Origin of the sequence: Pseudomonas bharatica CSV86 (genome assembly GCF_000319305.2) — a bacterium.
Classification (GTDB): Bacteria; Pseudomonadota; Gammaproteobacteria; order Pseudomonadales; family Pseudomonadaceae; genus Aquipseudomonas; species Aquipseudomonas bharatica.
In genome coordinates this window covers 68,564-83,559 of the sequence record NZ_AMWJ02000001.1, presented here as the reverse complement: position 1 = coordinate 83,559, position 14,996 = coordinate 68,564, and the positions used below count along the sequence as shown (strand labels likewise).

The window sequence follows — 14,996 nt, the reverse complement described above, 5'->3', positions numbered from 1 at the left end:
ATGGGCCGTCGACGGTTTCGGGGAAACCGCCGGCAATGCCCCGGGGCACTCGGTGGCAGGCATCGCTCGCCGAGTGATTTAGCGGTTCCTGCCGGGTGCTTGCCGAAGTATCATCGCGCGCTTCAAACCACTTTCCCCATAGCGTCACCGGCTCGGGCCAACTCCCCCAGGATGCGTTAAATGTTCAAGGCTCTGCGTTACTTCGGCTGGCCGCTGTTCACCGGCGTGCTGATCGCCATGCTGGTCATCCAGCGTTTTCCCGAGTGGGTCGGCCTGCCCAGCCAGGACGTCAACCTGCAACAGGCACCGCAGACCACCAATGTGGTCCAGGGCCCGGTGTCCTACGCCGACGCGGTGACCCACGCAGCGCCGGCCGTTGCCAACCTGTACACCACTAAGGTGGTCAACAAGTCCGCCCATCCATTGTTCGAGGATCCGCAGTTCCGCCGCTTCTTCGGCGACAACCTGCCCAAGCAGCGCCGCTGGGAGTCGAGCCTGGGTTCGGCGGTGATCATGAGCCCGGAAGGCTATCTGCTGACCAACAACCACGTGACCGCCGGCGCCGACCAGATCGTGGTGGCGCTCAAGGACGGTCGTGAAACCCTGGCCCGGGTCATCGGCAGCGACCCGGAAACCGACCTGGCGGTGCTGAAGATCGACCTGAAGAACCTGCCGGCGATCACCATCGGACGCTCCGACACCATCCGCATCGGCGATGTCGCCCTGGCCATCGGCAACCCCTTCGGCGTAGGCCAGACCGTGACCATGGGCATCATCAGCGCCACCGGCCGCAACCAGTTGGGCCTGAACAACTACGAGGACTTCATCCAGACCGACGCTGCGATCAACCCGGGCAACTCCGGCGGTGCGCTGGTGGACGCCAACGGCAACCTGACCGGGATCAATACGGCGATCTTCTCCAAATCGGGCGGCTCCCAGGGCATTGGTTTCGCGATCCCTACCAAGCTGGCGCTGGAGGTGATGAAGTCGATCATCGAGCATGGCCAGGTGATTCGCGGCTGGCTGGGCCTTGAAGTACAGCCGCTGAGCGAGGAACTGGCGGAGTCGTTCGGCATGAAGGGCCGCCCGGGTATCGTGGTCGCGGGGATTTTCCGCGACGGGCCGGCACAAAGGGCTGGCTTGCAACTGGGTGACGTGATCCTGAGTATCAACGGCGAACCGGCCGGGGACGGTCGGCGCTCGATGAACCAGGTGGCACGGATCAAGCCGAGCGAGAAGGTGGCCATCGAGGTCATGCGCAATGGCAAGCAGTTGAAGCTGGTAGCCGAGGTCGGGCTGCGGCCACCACCGGCGCCGGTGGTGAAGGAAGAAGAGAACTGATCCAGGAGTCTTATTGCTCTTGAGGGCCTAATCGCTGGCAAGCCAGCTCCCACAGGTTATGCGATACCTGTGGGAGCTGGCTTGCCAGCGATTAGGCCCTCAAAACAACACAAGAATGGCTGGCAAACCAGAGTCTGCCAGCCACTTCAATCAATGCAGGATCTGACTCAGGAACAACTTGGTCCGGTCATTCTGCGGCCGGTCGAAGAAGTCATCCGGTGCCGCCTGCTCGACGATCTCCCCCTTGTCCATGAAGATCACCCGGTTCGCCACGGTCCGGGCGAAGCCCATCTCGTGGGTCACGCAGAGCATGGTCATGCCGTCTTCCGCCAGGCTGACCATGGTATCCAGCACTTCCTTGACCATCTCCGGGTCGAGTGCCGAGGTCGGCTCGTCGAACAGCATGATCTTCGGTTTCATGCACAGCGCCCTGGCGATTGCCACGCGCTGCTGCTGGCCACCGGACAACTGCCCCGGGAATTTGTGCGCCTGCTCCGGAATCCGTACCCGCTCCAGATAGTGCATGGCGATTTCCTCGGCCTTGCGCTTGGGCATCTTGCGGACCCACATCGGGGCCAGGGTGCAGTTCTGCAGGATGGTCAGGTGCGGGAACAGGTTGAAGTGCTGGAACACCATGCCGACTTCACGGCGGATCGCCTCGATCTGCTTGAGGTCGTTGGTCAGTTCCACGCCATCCACCACGATGCGGCCCTGCTGGTGCTCTTCCAGACGGTTGAGGCAACGGATGGTGGTGGACTTGCCCGAGCCGGACGGCCCGCACAGGACGATACGCTCGCCCTGGCGCACATTCAGGTTGATGTCCTTGAGCACGTGGAACTGGCCGTACCACTTGTTCACGCCCTGCATCTGGATAATGCCTTCAGGGCCAACAGGCTGTTTGATCGCTTCGCTCATCAAAATCTCTCCTAACGCTTGTGGCCTGTATCCAGCTTGCGCTCCAGATGCATGGAGTAGCGGGACATACCGAAACAGAAAATCCAGAACACCAGGGCCGCGAACACGTAGCCCTCGGTCGCCATGCCCAGCCATTTGGGGTCGGCAGCCGCCTGCTTGACGCTGTTGAGCAGGTCGAACAGGCCGATGATGATCACCAGGCTGGTGTCCTTGAACAGGGCAATGAAGGTGTTGACGATGCCGGGAATCACCAGCTTCAGGGCCTGCGGCAGGATCACCAGGCCCATGGCGCGCCAGTAGCCCAGGCCCATGGCGGCGGCGGCTTCGTACTGGCCCTTGGGAATGGCCTGCAGGCCACCGCGCACCACCTCGGCGATATAGGCCGACTGGAACAGGATCACCCCGATCATGGCGCGCAGCAGCTTGTCGAAGCTCATGCCCTCGGGCAGGAACAGCGGAAGCATCACCGAGGACATGAACAGCACGGTGATCAACGGCACGCCGCGCCAGAACTCGATGAAGGTCACGCAGACCACCTTTACCGCCGGCATCTTCGAACGCCGGCCAAGCGCCAGCAGGATGCCCAGCGGCAAGGCGCCGACGATGCCCACGGTAGCGATCACCAGGGTCAGCATCAGGCCGCCCCACTGGCTGGTGGGTACCGTGGTCATGCCCAGGCCACCATGCAGCAGGGTGTAGGCGATGATCGGGTAGGCGACGAGGAAGCACAGGCCGTAGACCGCTTTGCGCGGGAAGCGCGAGATGAACAGCGGCGCCGCGCCGATCACTGCCAGCCACACCGTCAGGTCAACGCGCCAGCGCAGCTCGGTGGGGTAATAGCCATACATGAACTGGCCGAAGCGCTGCTGGACGAACACCCAGCAGGCGCCCTCCTTGGTACAGTCGGCGCGGGTCGTGCCGACCCAGTTGGCGTCGAAGATCGACCATTGCAGCAAGGGCGGCACGATCAGCCAGACCAGGTAGATGGCGAACAGGGTCAGCAGGGTGTTGAGCCAGCTGGAGAACAGGTTGGCCCGCAGCCAGGCGACGACACCGACGGTCTTCACCGGTGGCGGCATGTCGGGTTTGAAAACATGGGTACTCATGCGCGTCTCCTTACCGCTCGATCAGCGCAATGCGCTTGTTGTACCAGTTCATCAGCAGGGAAATGCTGATGCTGATGGCCAGGTACACGCTCATGGTGATGGCTATCACCTCGATGGCCTGCCCGGTCTGGTTGAGCACGGTGCCGGCGAACAGCGAAACCATTTCCGGGTAACCGATACCGGCAGCCAGCGAGGAGTTCTTCGCCAGGTTCAGGTATTGGCTGGTCAGCGGCGGAATGATCACCCGCATGGCCTGGGGAATGATCACCTTGCGCAGGGTCGGCCCTTCGCGCAGGCCCAGGGAGCGCGCCGCTTCGGTCTGGCCGTGGCTCACCGAGCGGATCCCGGAACGGACGATCTCGGCAATGAACGCCGCGGTGTAGATGGTCAGCGCCAGGGTCAGCGCCAGCAGCTCGGGAATCAGCACCCAGCCACCGGCGAAGTTGAAGCCTTTCAACTCCGGCAGTTCCCAGCTCAGCGGGTTGCCGAACAGCAGCACGCTCAGGCCCGGAATCAGCAGCAGCAGGCCTACGGCGGCCCAGAACTTGTGGAACGGCTCGCCGGTGGCCTCGAAGCGGCGATTGGCCCAGCGCACCATGGCGACCACGGCGACGATCGCCAGCAGCACCGCTACCGCGAACGGCCAGAAACCTTCGGCCAGCGAGGCCCCGGGCATGTTCAGCCCGCGGTTGCTGATGAAGAAGGTGTCGTTGATGTTGATGCTGCCCCGTGGCCCCGGCAGGGTCAGGAACACCGCGAAATACCAGAAGAGGATCTGCAGGAGCGGCGGAATGTTGCGGAAGGTCTCGACGTAGACGGTGGCCAGCTTGTTGATCATCCAGTTCGGCGACAGCCGCGCCACACCGATGATGAAGCCGAGCAAGGTCGCGAGGATGATACCGATGAAGGTCACCAGCAGCGTGTTGAGCAGGCCGATGACGAAGACCCGTGCATAGGAATCGGATTCGGTGTAGGGAATCAGATGCTGGGCGATGCCGAAGCCGGCGCTGCGCTCGAGGAAGTCGAAGCCCGAGGTGATGCCCCGGTGTTGCAGGTTGGTCTGGGTGTTGTGGAACAGATACCAGCCCAGACCGACCACGAAGACTATCGTGAGGATCTGGAACAGCCACGCGCGAACGCGTGGATCGCTAAGGGACAAGCCCCTGGGTGGATTGTGCATGAAAGGCCCCGAAGAGAAGAAACGCTACGGCCCGCGGTGACAGCAACGTCACCGCGGGCCGACCCGATCAGCGCACCGGAGGCGCGTACTGGATGCCGCCGTTGTTCCACAGGGCGTTCAGGCCGCGGTCGATCTGCAGCGGGGTGCTCTTGCCAAGGTTCTTCTCGAACACTTCGCCGTAGTTGCCCACTTGCTTGACGATCTGTACGACCCAGTCCTTCGGCAGTTTCAGGTCCTTGCCGTACTCACCGTCGGCGCCGAGCATACGGGCCACGTCCGGGTTCTTGGTCGACTTGGCTTCAGCCTCGACGTTCTTCGAGGTGACGCCCGCCTCTTCGGCGTTGAGCATGGCGAACAGGGTCCAGCGCACGATGGAGAACCACTCTTCGTCGCCTTTGCGCACGACGGGGCCCAGCGGTTCCTTGGAGATGGTTTCAGGCAGAACGACGTAGTCGGTCGGCGAGGCCAGCTTGGAGCGTTGTGCGTAGAGCTGCGACTTGTCCGAGGTCAGCACGTCGCAACGGCCGGATTCAAGCGACTTGGCGCTTTCGTCGGACGTGTCGAAGGTGATCGGGGTGTACTTCAGGCCGTTGGCACGGAAGTAGTCGGAGACGTTCAGTTCGGTGGTGGTACCGGCCTGGATGCAGATGGTTGCACCGTCCAGCTCCTTGGCGCTGGAAACGCCGAGCTTCTTGTTCACCAGGAAGCCGATGCCGTCGTAGTAGGTGACACCGGCGAACACCAGGCCCATGCCGGCATCGCGCGAGCTGGTCCAGGTGGTATTGCGCGACAGCACGTCGACTTCACCGGACTGCAGCGCGGTGAAACGCTCCTTGGCGTTCAGCTGGCTGAACTTGACCTTGGTCGCATCGCCGAACACTGCGGCGGCCACGGCGCGGCAGACGTCAGCGTCGATGCCGACGATGGTGCCCTTGGCGTCCGGCACCGAGAAGCCCGGCAGACCGTCACTGACCCCACACTGTACAAAGCCTTTCTTCTGCACCGCATCCAGGGTTGCACCCGCCTGGGCAAAGGAACTCAGGCCCAGCGCTGCGGCAGCCGTCATGACTGCCAGGGTGGACTTCAACATCTTCATTAAAACCTCCAGTTCGCTCTTATTGTGTTGAGCCGGCTTGCACCGCACCCTTATGAGGCGCATCCGACCCGTTTCGGCTTGTTATTGGGTCAATTGGCGCAATTCGCTGTTCTGTGACAGCCTTGGTTTTCCCATGAGGAGGTGTTACCGAGGAAACACGCCACATCATGTCGAAGGGGGTGTAGCAAAGCGCGTACCACATCGCTTGGCTAAAGCGGTTCAGCCTTTGGCAACTGGCAAAGTTATAGCAATGCGACATCTTTTTTCCCCGTGGCCCTCGCGTGCCTTTTTTTCATGCACCGCATTGAGATCGCGTGCACTACTTCGGAGCAGTCATGACCAACCCTTTGATTCTCGAACCCCAGAAGACCGCCGACGCCTGTGTGATCTGGTTGCACGGGCTGGGGGCCGATCGCTACGACTTCATGCCGGTTGCCGAGATGTTGCAGGAACATCTGCTCACCACCCGTTTCGTTATGCCCCAGGCACCAAGCCGCGCGGTGACGATCAACGGCGGCTATGAAATGCCCAGCTGGTACGACATCAAGGCCATGAGCCCGGCCCGGGCCATAGACGAGGCGCAACTGGAAGAGTCCGCCGAGCAGGTCATCGGTCTGATCGAAGGGCAGCGCGCCGCCGGCATCGACCCGAGCCGGATCTTCCTTGCCGGCTTCTCCCAGGGCGGCGCGGTGGTGCTGCATACCGCCTATATAAGGTGGCAAGGCGCGCTCGGAGGCGTGCTGGCACTGTCCACCTATGCGCCGACCTTCAAGGACGACACCCAGCTTACCGCCAGCCAGCAGCGCATCCCGGCGCTGTGCCTGCACGGCATAAATGACCCGGTGGTGCTCCCGGCCATGGGCAGAACCGCGTTCGAGTACCTCAAGCACTGGGGTGTCAGCGTCAACTGGCTGGAGTACCCGATGGAGCACGAAGTAGTACAGGACGAAATCCGCGACATCTTCGACTGGCTGAGCCAGCGTCTGCGCTGAAAGTCGCATTACCTGTAGTTGTCGGATCAATCCACTACGCCGAGCCCGAATCTTGCATTACACTGCCCGGCGTACATTCCTTAACCAATCGATGAGAAGATCGTGCTCAAAGCACTCAAGAAGATGTTCGGCAAAGGCGAGGTTGAGCAACTCGTCGCCGAAAGCGCTGCCCCCGTGATGCAGCCACCTGCCCCGACTCCCGCTCCCGCACCGCCCGCCGTCGACCAGCGCAAAGCCGAAACGCCAGCCCGCGCAGAGACCACGGAGGCGGCCAAGCCTGCACGCAGCCAGCCTGCCGCCAAGCCGCGCCGCGAACGCAAGCCGAAGCCCCAGGCCTCGACCTGGAAGCTGGAAGATTTCGTGGTCGAGCCGCAGGAAGGCAAGACCCGCTTCCATGATTTCAAGCTCTCGCCGGAGCTGATGCATGCCATCCACGACCTCGGCTTCCCCTATTGCACGCCGATCCAGGCCCAGGTGCTGGGGTTCACCCTGCGCGGCCAGGATGCAATCGGCCGGGCCCAGACCGGCACCGGCAAGACCGCGGCCTTCCTGATCTCGATCATCACCCAGCTGCAGCAGACCCCGCCGCCCAAGGAGCGCTACATGGGCGAGCCGCGGGCACTGATCATTGCCCCGACCCGCGAGCTGGTGGTGCAGATCGCCAAGGATGCCGCGGCGCTGACCAAGTACACCGGCCTCAACGTGATGACCTTCGTCGGGGGCATGGACTACGACAAGCAGCTCAAGGCCCTCGAAGCCCGCCACTGCGACATCCTCGTCGCCACCCCGGGCCGCCTGCTGGACTTCAACCAGCGTGGCGAAGTGCACCTGGACATGGTCGAGGTGATGGTGCTGGACGAAGCCGACCGCATGCTCGACATGGGCTTCATTCCGCAGGTGCGCCAGATCATTCGCCAGACCCCGCCCAAGAGCGAGCGCCAGACGCTTCTGTTCTCGGCCACCTTCACCGAAGACGTGATGAACCTGGCCAAGCAATGGACCACCAATCCGGCCATCGTCGAGATCGAGCCGGAGAACGTCGCCAGCGAAACCGTGGAGCAACATGTCTACGCCGTTGCCGGCAGCGACAAGTACAAACTGCTGTACAACCTGGTCACCGAGAACAAGTGGGAACGGGTCATCGTCTTCGCCAACCGCAAGGACGAAGTGCGACGGATCGAAGAGCGCCTGGTGCGCGACGGTGTCAACGCTGCGCAGCTGTCCGGTGACGTGCCGCAGCACAAGCGCATTCGCACCCTGGAGAACTTCCGCGAAGGCCGCATCACCGTGCTGGTCGCCACCGACGTCGCCGGTCGCGGCATTCACATCGATGGCATCAGCCACGTGATCAACTTCACCCTGCCGGAAGATCCGGACGACTACGTGCACCGCATCGGCCGCACCGGCCGGGCCGGGACCAGCGGGGTATCGATCAGCTTTGCCGGCGAGGACGATTCCTACCAATTGCCGGCGATCGAGGAACTGCTCGGGCGCAAGATCAGTTGCGAGATGCCACCGACCGAGTTGCTCAAGCCGGTGCCGAAGAAGCACGGGTGATTTCAAGGAACGCAGTCTTCGGACTGCGTTTTTTTATGCCTGGAGATTTGTGGTGATGCTGGTGGCCCTATCGCTGGCAAGCCAGCTCCCACGGGGGGGTCTGTGGGAGCTGGCTTGCCAGCGATAGGGCCACCAGCAACACCACAAATTTCAGCCCCTGGGGATGGAAAATACTTAAACTAAAAGTCCATAATGGAAAAATTAGTTTATAAACCAGACCCGGAGTTCCCCAATGGCCGCGCCTCTAGTCATCGATCAGCAGCAAGCCCGCCAACTGCTCGCCCGGGTGGATGTACCCCGGGTGCTGCGCGACCTGTTCCGCGACCTGGCCGCAGGCCAGGCGGTGCAACCGCCACAGCAACTGGTGGAGTTTCCCGCCGGCCAGGGCGATTTCATCAACTACGGCGGCGTGCTCGCCGAAGAACGGGTCTATGGCGTCAAGACGTCTCCCTACATCGTCCGCGACCAGGGGCCGCTGGTGACCGCCTGGACCTTGCTGATGTCGATGGACAGCGGCCAGCCCCTGCTGCTCTGCGACGCCGGCGAACTGACCACGGCGCGTACCGCCGCGACCACCGCCGTTGCGGTGGATACCCTGGCCCCGGCCGACGCCCGGCGCCTGGCCATCATCGGCAGCGGTCCGATCGCCCTCGCCCATTTGCATTACGTCAGCGAATTGCGCGAATGGCAGGACATCCGCCTGTACTCGCCCTCCTTGCGAGGCAAAAGCGCCGAGCAGCGCAACGCCTTTCTCGCCCTGGACAGCCGCCTGGACCTGCATGATGACCTCGATAGCGCGCTGCACGACGCCGATGTGATTCTGCTTTGCACCTCTTCGGCCAAGCCGGTGATCGACCCGGCCAAGCTGAGCAAACCGGCGCTGATCACCTCGATCAGCACCAACGCCGTACGCGCCCACGAAGTACCACCGGCCAGCCTGGCAGCGATGGACGTCTACTGCGACTACCGCAAGACCACCCCGGGCAACGCCGGCGAAATGCGCCTGGCCGCCGAACAGCATGGCTGGAACCAGGCCGCCATCGTCGGCGACCTGCCGGAGCTGGTCAGCGGCCATGCCGCCCGCCCCGAATACAAGCGCCACGCGTTCTTCCGTTCCATCGGCCTCGGCCTGGAAGACATCGCCCTGGCCAATGCCCTCTACCATCTGCAGTGCAGCCACTGAGTCGCGGAGACTGTCATGCAACAGGCCGACTACATCATCATCGGCGCCGGCATTGCCGGCGCGTCCACCGGTTACTGGCTGGCGCCCCACGGCAAGGTCCTGCTGCTGGAGCGCGAAACCCTGCCGGGCTATCACTCCACCGGTCGCTCGGCGGCGCTCTACACCGCTGCCTACGGCACGCCACAGGTACGCGCCCTGACCCTCGCCAGCCGGGCCTTCTTCGACCAGCCACCCACCGGCTTCGCCGACCACCCGCTACTGACCCCGCGCGGCGAGATGACCGTGGACTTCGAAGGCGATGCCGAAGAACTCCAGCGCCAGTTCGAAAGTGCCCGCGCCTGCGTGCCGGACATACAGTTGCTCGACGCCGATGAAGCCTGTGCGCGGATTCCGGTGCTCAAGCGGGAAAAGGTCCACGGCGCCCTTTACGACCCCAGCGCCAGCGATATCGATACCGACGGCCTGCACCAGGGCTACTTGCGCGGCATCCGCCGCCAGCAAGGCGAGATCCATGGCGATTGCGAAGTGCTGGGCCTGGGCAAGGATGCGCAGGGTCAGTGGCTTGTCGAAACCTCACGCGGCCAGTTCCGCGCCCCGGTGCTGATCAATGCCGCCGGGGGCTGGGCCGACAGGATCGGTGAACTGGCCGGCGCCAGGCCGCTGGGCCTGCAGCCAAAGCGCCGCGCCGCGTTCATCTTCGAAGCGCCGGCAGGCATCGACACCCACGCCTGGCCGATGCTGGTCAGCCTGGACGAGTCGTTCTACATGAAGCCCGACGCCGGCATGCTCCTGGGCTCGCCGTGCAACGCCGACCCGGTCGAGCCCCACGATGTACAGCCGGAAGAGCTGGACATCGCCCTGGGCATCTACCAGATCGAGGAAGCCACCACCCTGACGATCCGCCGCCCCTTCCGCACCTGGGCCGGGCTGCGCAGCTTCGTTGCCGACGGCGACCTGGTGGCCGGCTTCGATCCCTTGGTGAGCGGCCTGTTCTGGGTCGCCGCACAAGGTGGCTATGGCATCCAGACCTCGCCGGCCATGGGCCAGGCCAGCGCCGCCCTGGTGCGTGGGGAAGAATTGCCGGCCGAATTGCGTGGCTTCGGCCTGAGCGCCGCACAACTGTCACCCGCGCGCCTCGGCGGGTGACTCCTCCGGCCGTTTGCGGCAAACTCCCAGCGCCCTGCACCAAGGGCGCCGACCCCATCGCGGAGCCCGCCAGAATGTCCAGCCCCGATCCATTCCTGCAGAACTACCGGGCGATCGCCGATGCCATCGCCACCTTGTTCTTCCCCCACGCCGAAGTGGTCCTGCACGACCTGCGCACGCAGAAGATCGACTACATCGCCAACAACCTGTCCAAGCGCGAGATCGGCGACGACGCCGCGCTGGAAGACATGTTCGAGGAGGGCACCGAAGAAACCAATATCGGCCCTTATGAAAAGCTCAACTGGGACGGCCAGAAGATCCGCTCGCTGAGCACCGTACTGCGCGACCCGTCGGGCCAGCCGCTGGCGGTGCTGTGCATCAACCTGAACATTTCCCTGTTCGAGAACGTCAAGGCGGCACTGGACCTGTTCCTTTCGCCGGGCAAGCTGATTCCACAGCCGGAATCACTGTTCCGCGATGATTGGCAGGAACGCATCAACACCTTTCTCAACAGCTGGCTGCGCCAGCGTCAGCTCAGCCTCAACCTGCTCACCCGCGATCACAAGCGCGAGCTGGTCCTGGCCCTGCATGCCGAAGGCGCGTTCAAGGGCAAGAGTGCGGCCAACTATGTGGCCAATGTGCTGAACATGGGGCGGGCGACGGTGTACAAGCACCTGAAGGAGCTCAAGGCCTGAACAGCGTCAGGCCCTGGCTTGGGGCGACAGATCAGTCGCCGTAGATATCGGTCTTGAAGTACTTGGCCTGGATCTTCTGGTACTCGCCATTGGCGCGAATCGCATCGATGGCCTTGTTCAATTCCCCAACCAGCTCGGTATTGCCCTTGCGCACGGCGATACCGGCGCCTTCACCGACGAACTTGGGATCCTTCAGTTCCGGGCCGACGAACGCGAAGCCCTTGCCCTTGTCACTCTCGAGGAAGCCCAACTGCAGCGGGATGGTGTCGGCGAAAACGCCGTCGAGCCGGCCCGAGGCCATGTCCATGAAGATTTCTTCGTTGGTGGTGTAGCGCACCACTTCAACGCCCTTGGGTACCAGCACCGCAGTGACATAACGGTCGGTGGTGGTCGCCCGCTGCACGCCGATGCGCTTGCCTTTCAGGGCTTCGTACTGGTCATCGACCTGGCTGCCCTCCTTCATCGCCAGGCGCGCCCCGGTGAAGTAGTACTTGTGGGTGAAGTCCACGGATTTCTTGCGTTCCTCGGTGATGGTGATCGAAGACAGCGCGGCGTCGATCTTCTTCACCTTCAGCGATGGGATCAGGCCATCGTATTCCTGTTCGGTCCACTTGCACTCGACCTTCATCTCGGCGCACAGGGCGTTGCCGATGTCGTAGTCGAAGCCGGCGATATTACCGTCCGGGGTCTTGTAGGCGAACGGTGGATAGGCCGCCTCGATGCCGATGCGCAGGGTCTTTTCCGCGGCGAACAGCGGGCTGCTGGCCAGCAGGCCGAGGGCCAGGCCGGCGATCAGGTGGGTGGTCTTCATGATGGGGCTCTCTCGCTCGTTGTTGTGTTGGGGGTGACAAGACAGAGGAAAGGAGTCGGGCGCGACGGCCCGTGGTTATTTGTACTTGTTAATCCATACTGGACTTTATCGTATGGAAACACAACAACCTCAATTGCGAGAACAACACAAAACCCTGTGGGAGCTGGCTTGCCAGCTCCCACAGGGTTTTGCATGGTTTTCAGAAGTGCTGTCTACCAACGCCCCGCCGCGTCGGTATCGCTCTGCTTGCCCTCGACCCAGCGCTCCCCTTCGCTGGTCTGCTCCTTCTTCCAGAACGGTGCCCGGGTCTTGAGGTAGTCCATGATGAAATTGCAGGCGTCGAACGCCGCCTGGCGATGGGCGCTGGCGACGCCGACGAAGACGATCGGCTCGCCTGGCTGCAGAGCCCCGACCCGGTGCAGTACCTCGACCTTGAGCAACGGCCAGCGCTGCCCGGCCTCGGTCACGATCTTGCCCAGGGCCTTTTCGGTCATGCCCGGGTAGTGCTCGAGAAACATCCCGGCCACATCAAGCCCATCATTGAAATCGCGGACATAGCCGACAAACGCCACCACCGCGCCAACACCGACATTGGCCGCATGCATGGCATTGGTTTCCGCTCCCGGGTCGAAAGGCGCAGCCTGTACCCTGACGCTCATCTCAACCTCCGGTAACCGGCGGGAAGAAAGCCACTTCGTCGCCGTCTGCAAGGGTTTCGTCCGTCCTGCACAGATCCTGGTTGCGCGCGCACATCAGGTTCTGCCCGGCCAGCACCGCATAGGCCTCGCCCTTGCCGAGCAGGGCCTGGCGCACATCCTCGATACGGGCGAAATCGCCTTCCAGCGTTTCGCCATCGAGCCTCAGCACCTCGCGGTAGCGGGCGAAATACACGACATTGATCTTCATTGCGCATCAGCCTGGTAATGGCCGCTCTTGCCGCCGAGTTTCTCCAGCAGACGCACGCTCTCGATGGTCATGCCGCGGTCCACCGCCTTGCACATGTCATAGATAGTCAGCGCGGCGACGCTGGCCGCCGTCAGCGCCTCCATTTCCACCCCGGTCTGCCCGGACAGCTTGCAGCGCGCAACGATATGCACGCAGTCGCTGCCCTCGGCGCTCAGCTCGACCTTCACCCCGGTCAGCATCAGCGGATGGCACAGCGGAATGAGATCACTGGTTTTCTTCGCCGCCTGGATGCCGGCGATACGCGCCACGGCGAACACATCGCCCTTGGGATGGGCACCGTCGACGATCATGCTCAGGGTCTGCGGCAGCATGCGCACACGCGCTTCGGCCACGGCTTCGCGGAAGGTCACGGCCTTGTCGGTCACATCGACCATCGCGGCACGGCCCTGGGAATCGAGATGAGTCAGCACAGAGGGAACTCCTGATCGGGGGTAGGGATTGTAAACCCGCGAGTCAGGATCTGGCAGCGAAAAAAAGCCGGGCGGCGCTTGGCCGCCCGGTGCTGTCGTTTACAGATGCGACTCGGCGTATTCGGCCAGAATCGACCGCGGTACCCCTTGCAAGGTGATATGCACTCCGTTCGGGAAGTCCTTGAAGCGCTCGGTGAGGTAGGTCAGGCCCGAGCTGGTGGCCGAGAGGTAGGGGGTGTCGATCTGCGCCAGGTTGCCCAGGCAGATCACCTTGGAGCCTGCACCGGCACGGGTGATGATGGTTTTCATCTGGTGCGGGGTGAGGTTCTGGCATTCGTCGATGAGGATCAGGCTTTGCTGGAAGCTGCGCCCACGGATGTAGTTCAGGGATTTGAACTGCAACGGGACCCTTTCGAGAATGTATTCGACACTGCCGTGCGTGCTCTCGTCATCCATGTGCAAGGCTTCGAGGTTGTCGGTGATGGCGCCGAGCCACGGTTCCATCTTTTCCGCCTCGGTGCCGGGCAGGAAGCCGATTTCCTGGTCCAGGCCCTGCACGCTGCGGGTTGCGATGATGCGCCGGTAGCGCTTGCTGACCATGGTCTGCTCGATCGCCGCTGCCAGCGCCAGGATGGTCTTGCCGGAACCGGCGGCGCCGGTCAGGTTGACCAGGTGGATATCCGGGTCGAGCAAGGCGAACAGCGCCAGGCCCTGGTGGATGTCACGCGGCTTGAGGCCCCAGGCTTCCTGGTGCAGCAGCGGCTCCTGGTGCAGGTCGAGGAGCAGCAGCTCGCTGTCCTTGATGCCCTTGATCCAGCCAACGAAGCCCTGTTCATCGATGATGAACTCGTTGACATGAACCGCCGGCAGGTTGTCGATCAGTTGCACCCGATGCCAGGTACGGCCGCGCTCCTGACGGGTTTCGACCTTCGCAACGCGATCCCAGAAGGAGCCCGTCACCGAGTGATAGCCCTTGGATAGCAGGCTGACGTCATCGACCAGTTGGTCGGTGCTGTAGTCCTCGGCGGCGATCCCGCAGGCGCGGGCCTTGAGGCGCATGTTGATGTCTTTGGTCACCAGCACCACGTCGCGATGCTTGTGCTTGCTGCGCAGGTCCAGGACCTGGTTGATGATGATGTTGTCGTTGAGGTGTTCAGGGAGCAGGCGATTGGGTTCGGTGCGCTCGGTCATCAGGATCGACAGCGACCCCTTCGGACCGCTCTTGCCGCGCTGGATGGGGACACCCAGCTCGACATCGGACGGTGTGGCATCGCCCAGGGTCTGGTCGATAAGGCGGATGGCCTGGCGGCATTCGGCGGCGACTGTATGTTTGCCGGTCTTGAGCTTGTCGAGTTCTTCCAGCACCGTCATGGGAATGGCGACGTGGTGTTCTTCGAAATTGAGCAGGGCATTGGGGTCGTGAATCAGGACGTTGGTGTCCAACACATACAGGATTGGCTGGTCGGAGGAAGAAGTGCGTCCTTGGTCATCCATACTCGGTCACCTTATGTGGGGCTACACGATGCGCTACGGCTGCATCGCAGAGTGACGCCGTTCTTCCCGTATCCGCGTCGTTACGGGCGGGAAGTGCACCTGCA

At 62.8% G+C, this 14,996-nt stretch carries 15 protein-coding genes; 6 read left to right on the top strand and 9 right to left on the bottom strand.

The genetic code is table 11. From position 1 onward, the window contains the following. Positions 1–180: 180 nt before the first annotated feature. A complete protein-coding gene (algW, locus tag CSV86_RS00400) occupies positions 181–1,341 on the top strand; it encodes a Do family serine endopeptidase AlgW (protein WP_009408189.1) in 1,161 nt (386 codons plus the stop codon). Between the two features lie 150 nt (positions 1,342–1,491). Here the strand turns inward: algW and CSV86_RS00395 are convergent, their stop codons facing one another. The 4 genes from CSV86_RS00395 to CSV86_RS00380 form a co-directional block, all read right to left on the bottom strand. Next, entirely contained in the window at positions 1,492–2,256 is a 765-nt protein-coding gene (locus tag CSV86_RS00395; RefSeq protein WP_009408188.1) for an amino acid ABC transporter ATP-binding protein, read from the bottom strand. A gap of 11 nt (positions 2,257–2,267) precedes the next feature. Beyond that, entirely contained in the window at positions 2,268–3,362 is a 1,095-nt protein-coding gene (locus CSV86_RS00390; RefSeq protein ID WP_009408186.1) for an amino acid ABC transporter permease, read from the bottom strand. A 10-nt stretch (positions 3,363–3,372) separates the two neighbouring features. Continuing rightward, positions 3,373–4,542: an amino acid ABC transporter permease gene (locus CSV86_RS00385; RefSeq protein WP_037062460.1), complete on the bottom strand. Its 1,170-nt coding sequence runs from the start codon at positions 4,540–4,542 to the stop codon at positions 3,373–3,375. Between the two features lie 67 nt (positions 4,543–4,609). Then, positions 4,610–5,638, bottom strand: a complete 1,029-nt coding sequence (locus CSV86_RS00380; protein WP_009408182.1) for an amino acid ABC transporter substrate-binding protein — start codon at positions 5,636–5,638, stop codon at positions 4,610–4,612. A 335-nt stretch (positions 5,639–5,973) separates the two neighbouring features. On the opposite strand from CSV86_RS00380, the gene CSV86_RS00375 reads away from it, so the two are divergent. The 5 genes from CSV86_RS00375 to CSV86_RS00355 all read left to right on the top strand — a co-directional run bounded on the left by CSV86_RS00375 (position 5,974) and on the right by CSV86_RS00355 (position 11,211). Continuing rightward, positions 5,974–6,630 (top strand): alpha/beta hydrolase, encoded by a 657-nt coding sequence (locus tag CSV86_RS00375; protein WP_009408180.1) that lies wholly within the window; start codon positions 5,974–5,976, stop codon positions 6,628–6,630. Between the two features lie 102 nt (positions 6,631–6,732). Continuing rightward, on the top strand, positions 6,733–8,187 hold the full coding sequence (gene rhlB / locus CSV86_RS00370) for an ATP-dependent RNA helicase RhlB (RefSeq protein ID WP_009408178.1): 1,455 nt from the start codon (positions 6,733–6,735) through the stop codon (positions 8,185–8,187). A gap of 232 nt (positions 8,188–8,419) precedes the next feature. Continuing rightward, positions 8,420–9,370, top strand: a complete 951-nt coding sequence (locus CSV86_RS00365) for an ornithine cyclodeaminase family protein (RefSeq protein WP_009408176.1) — start codon at positions 8,420–8,422, stop codon at positions 9,368–9,370. Positions 9,371–9,385: 15 nt separating this feature from the next. Beyond that, positions 9,386–10,516 (top strand): NAD(P)/FAD-dependent oxidoreductase, encoded by a 1,131-nt coding sequence (locus CSV86_RS00360; protein WP_009408174.1) that lies wholly within the window; start codon positions 9,386–9,388, stop codon positions 10,514–10,516. Positions 10,517–10,590: 74 nt separating this feature from the next. Beyond that, a complete protein-coding gene (locus CSV86_RS00355) occupies positions 10,591–11,211 on the top strand; it encodes a helix-turn-helix transcriptional regulator (protein WP_009408172.1) in 621 nt (206 codons plus the stop codon). 31 nt (positions 11,212–11,242) lie between these two features. Here CSV86_RS00355 and aotJ read toward each other — a convergent pair whose 3' ends face one another. The 5 genes from aotJ to CSV86_RS00330 form a co-directional block, all read right to left on the bottom strand. After that, on the bottom strand, positions 11,243–12,022 hold the full coding sequence (gene aotJ / locus CSV86_RS00350) for an L-arginine-binding protein AotJ (RefSeq protein WP_009408170.1): 780 nt from the start codon (positions 12,020–12,022) through the stop codon (positions 11,243–11,245). A 212-nt stretch (positions 12,023–12,234) separates the two neighbouring features. Continuing rightward, positions 12,235–12,681, bottom strand: a complete 447-nt coding sequence (gene moaE, locus CSV86_RS00345; RefSeq protein ID WP_009408169.1) for a molybdopterin synthase catalytic subunit MoaE — start codon at positions 12,679–12,681, stop codon at positions 12,235–12,237. 1 nt (position 12,682) lies between these two features. Then, positions 12,683–12,928 carry a MoaD/ThiS family protein gene (locus tag CSV86_RS00340; RefSeq protein WP_009408167.1) on the bottom strand — a complete coding sequence of 82 codons (246 nt, stop codon included), beginning with the start codon at positions 12,926–12,928 and terminating at the stop codon, positions 12,683–12,685. Further along, positions 12,925–13,398 carry a cyclic pyranopterin monophosphate synthase MoaC gene (gene moaC / locus CSV86_RS00335; RefSeq protein ID WP_009408165.1) on the bottom strand — a complete coding sequence of 158 codons (474 nt, stop codon included), beginning with the start codon at positions 13,396–13,398 and terminating at the stop codon, positions 12,925–12,927. Before moaC ends, CSV86_RS00340 begins: the two co-directional genes overlap by 4 nt. 99 nt (positions 13,399–13,497) lie before the next feature. Further along, positions 13,498–14,892 (bottom strand): PhoH family protein, encoded by a 1,395-nt coding sequence (locus CSV86_RS00330; RefSeq protein WP_009408163.1) that lies wholly within the window; start codon positions 14,890–14,892, stop codon positions 13,498–13,500. Between the last annotated feature and the right edge of the window lie 104 nt (positions 14,893–14,996).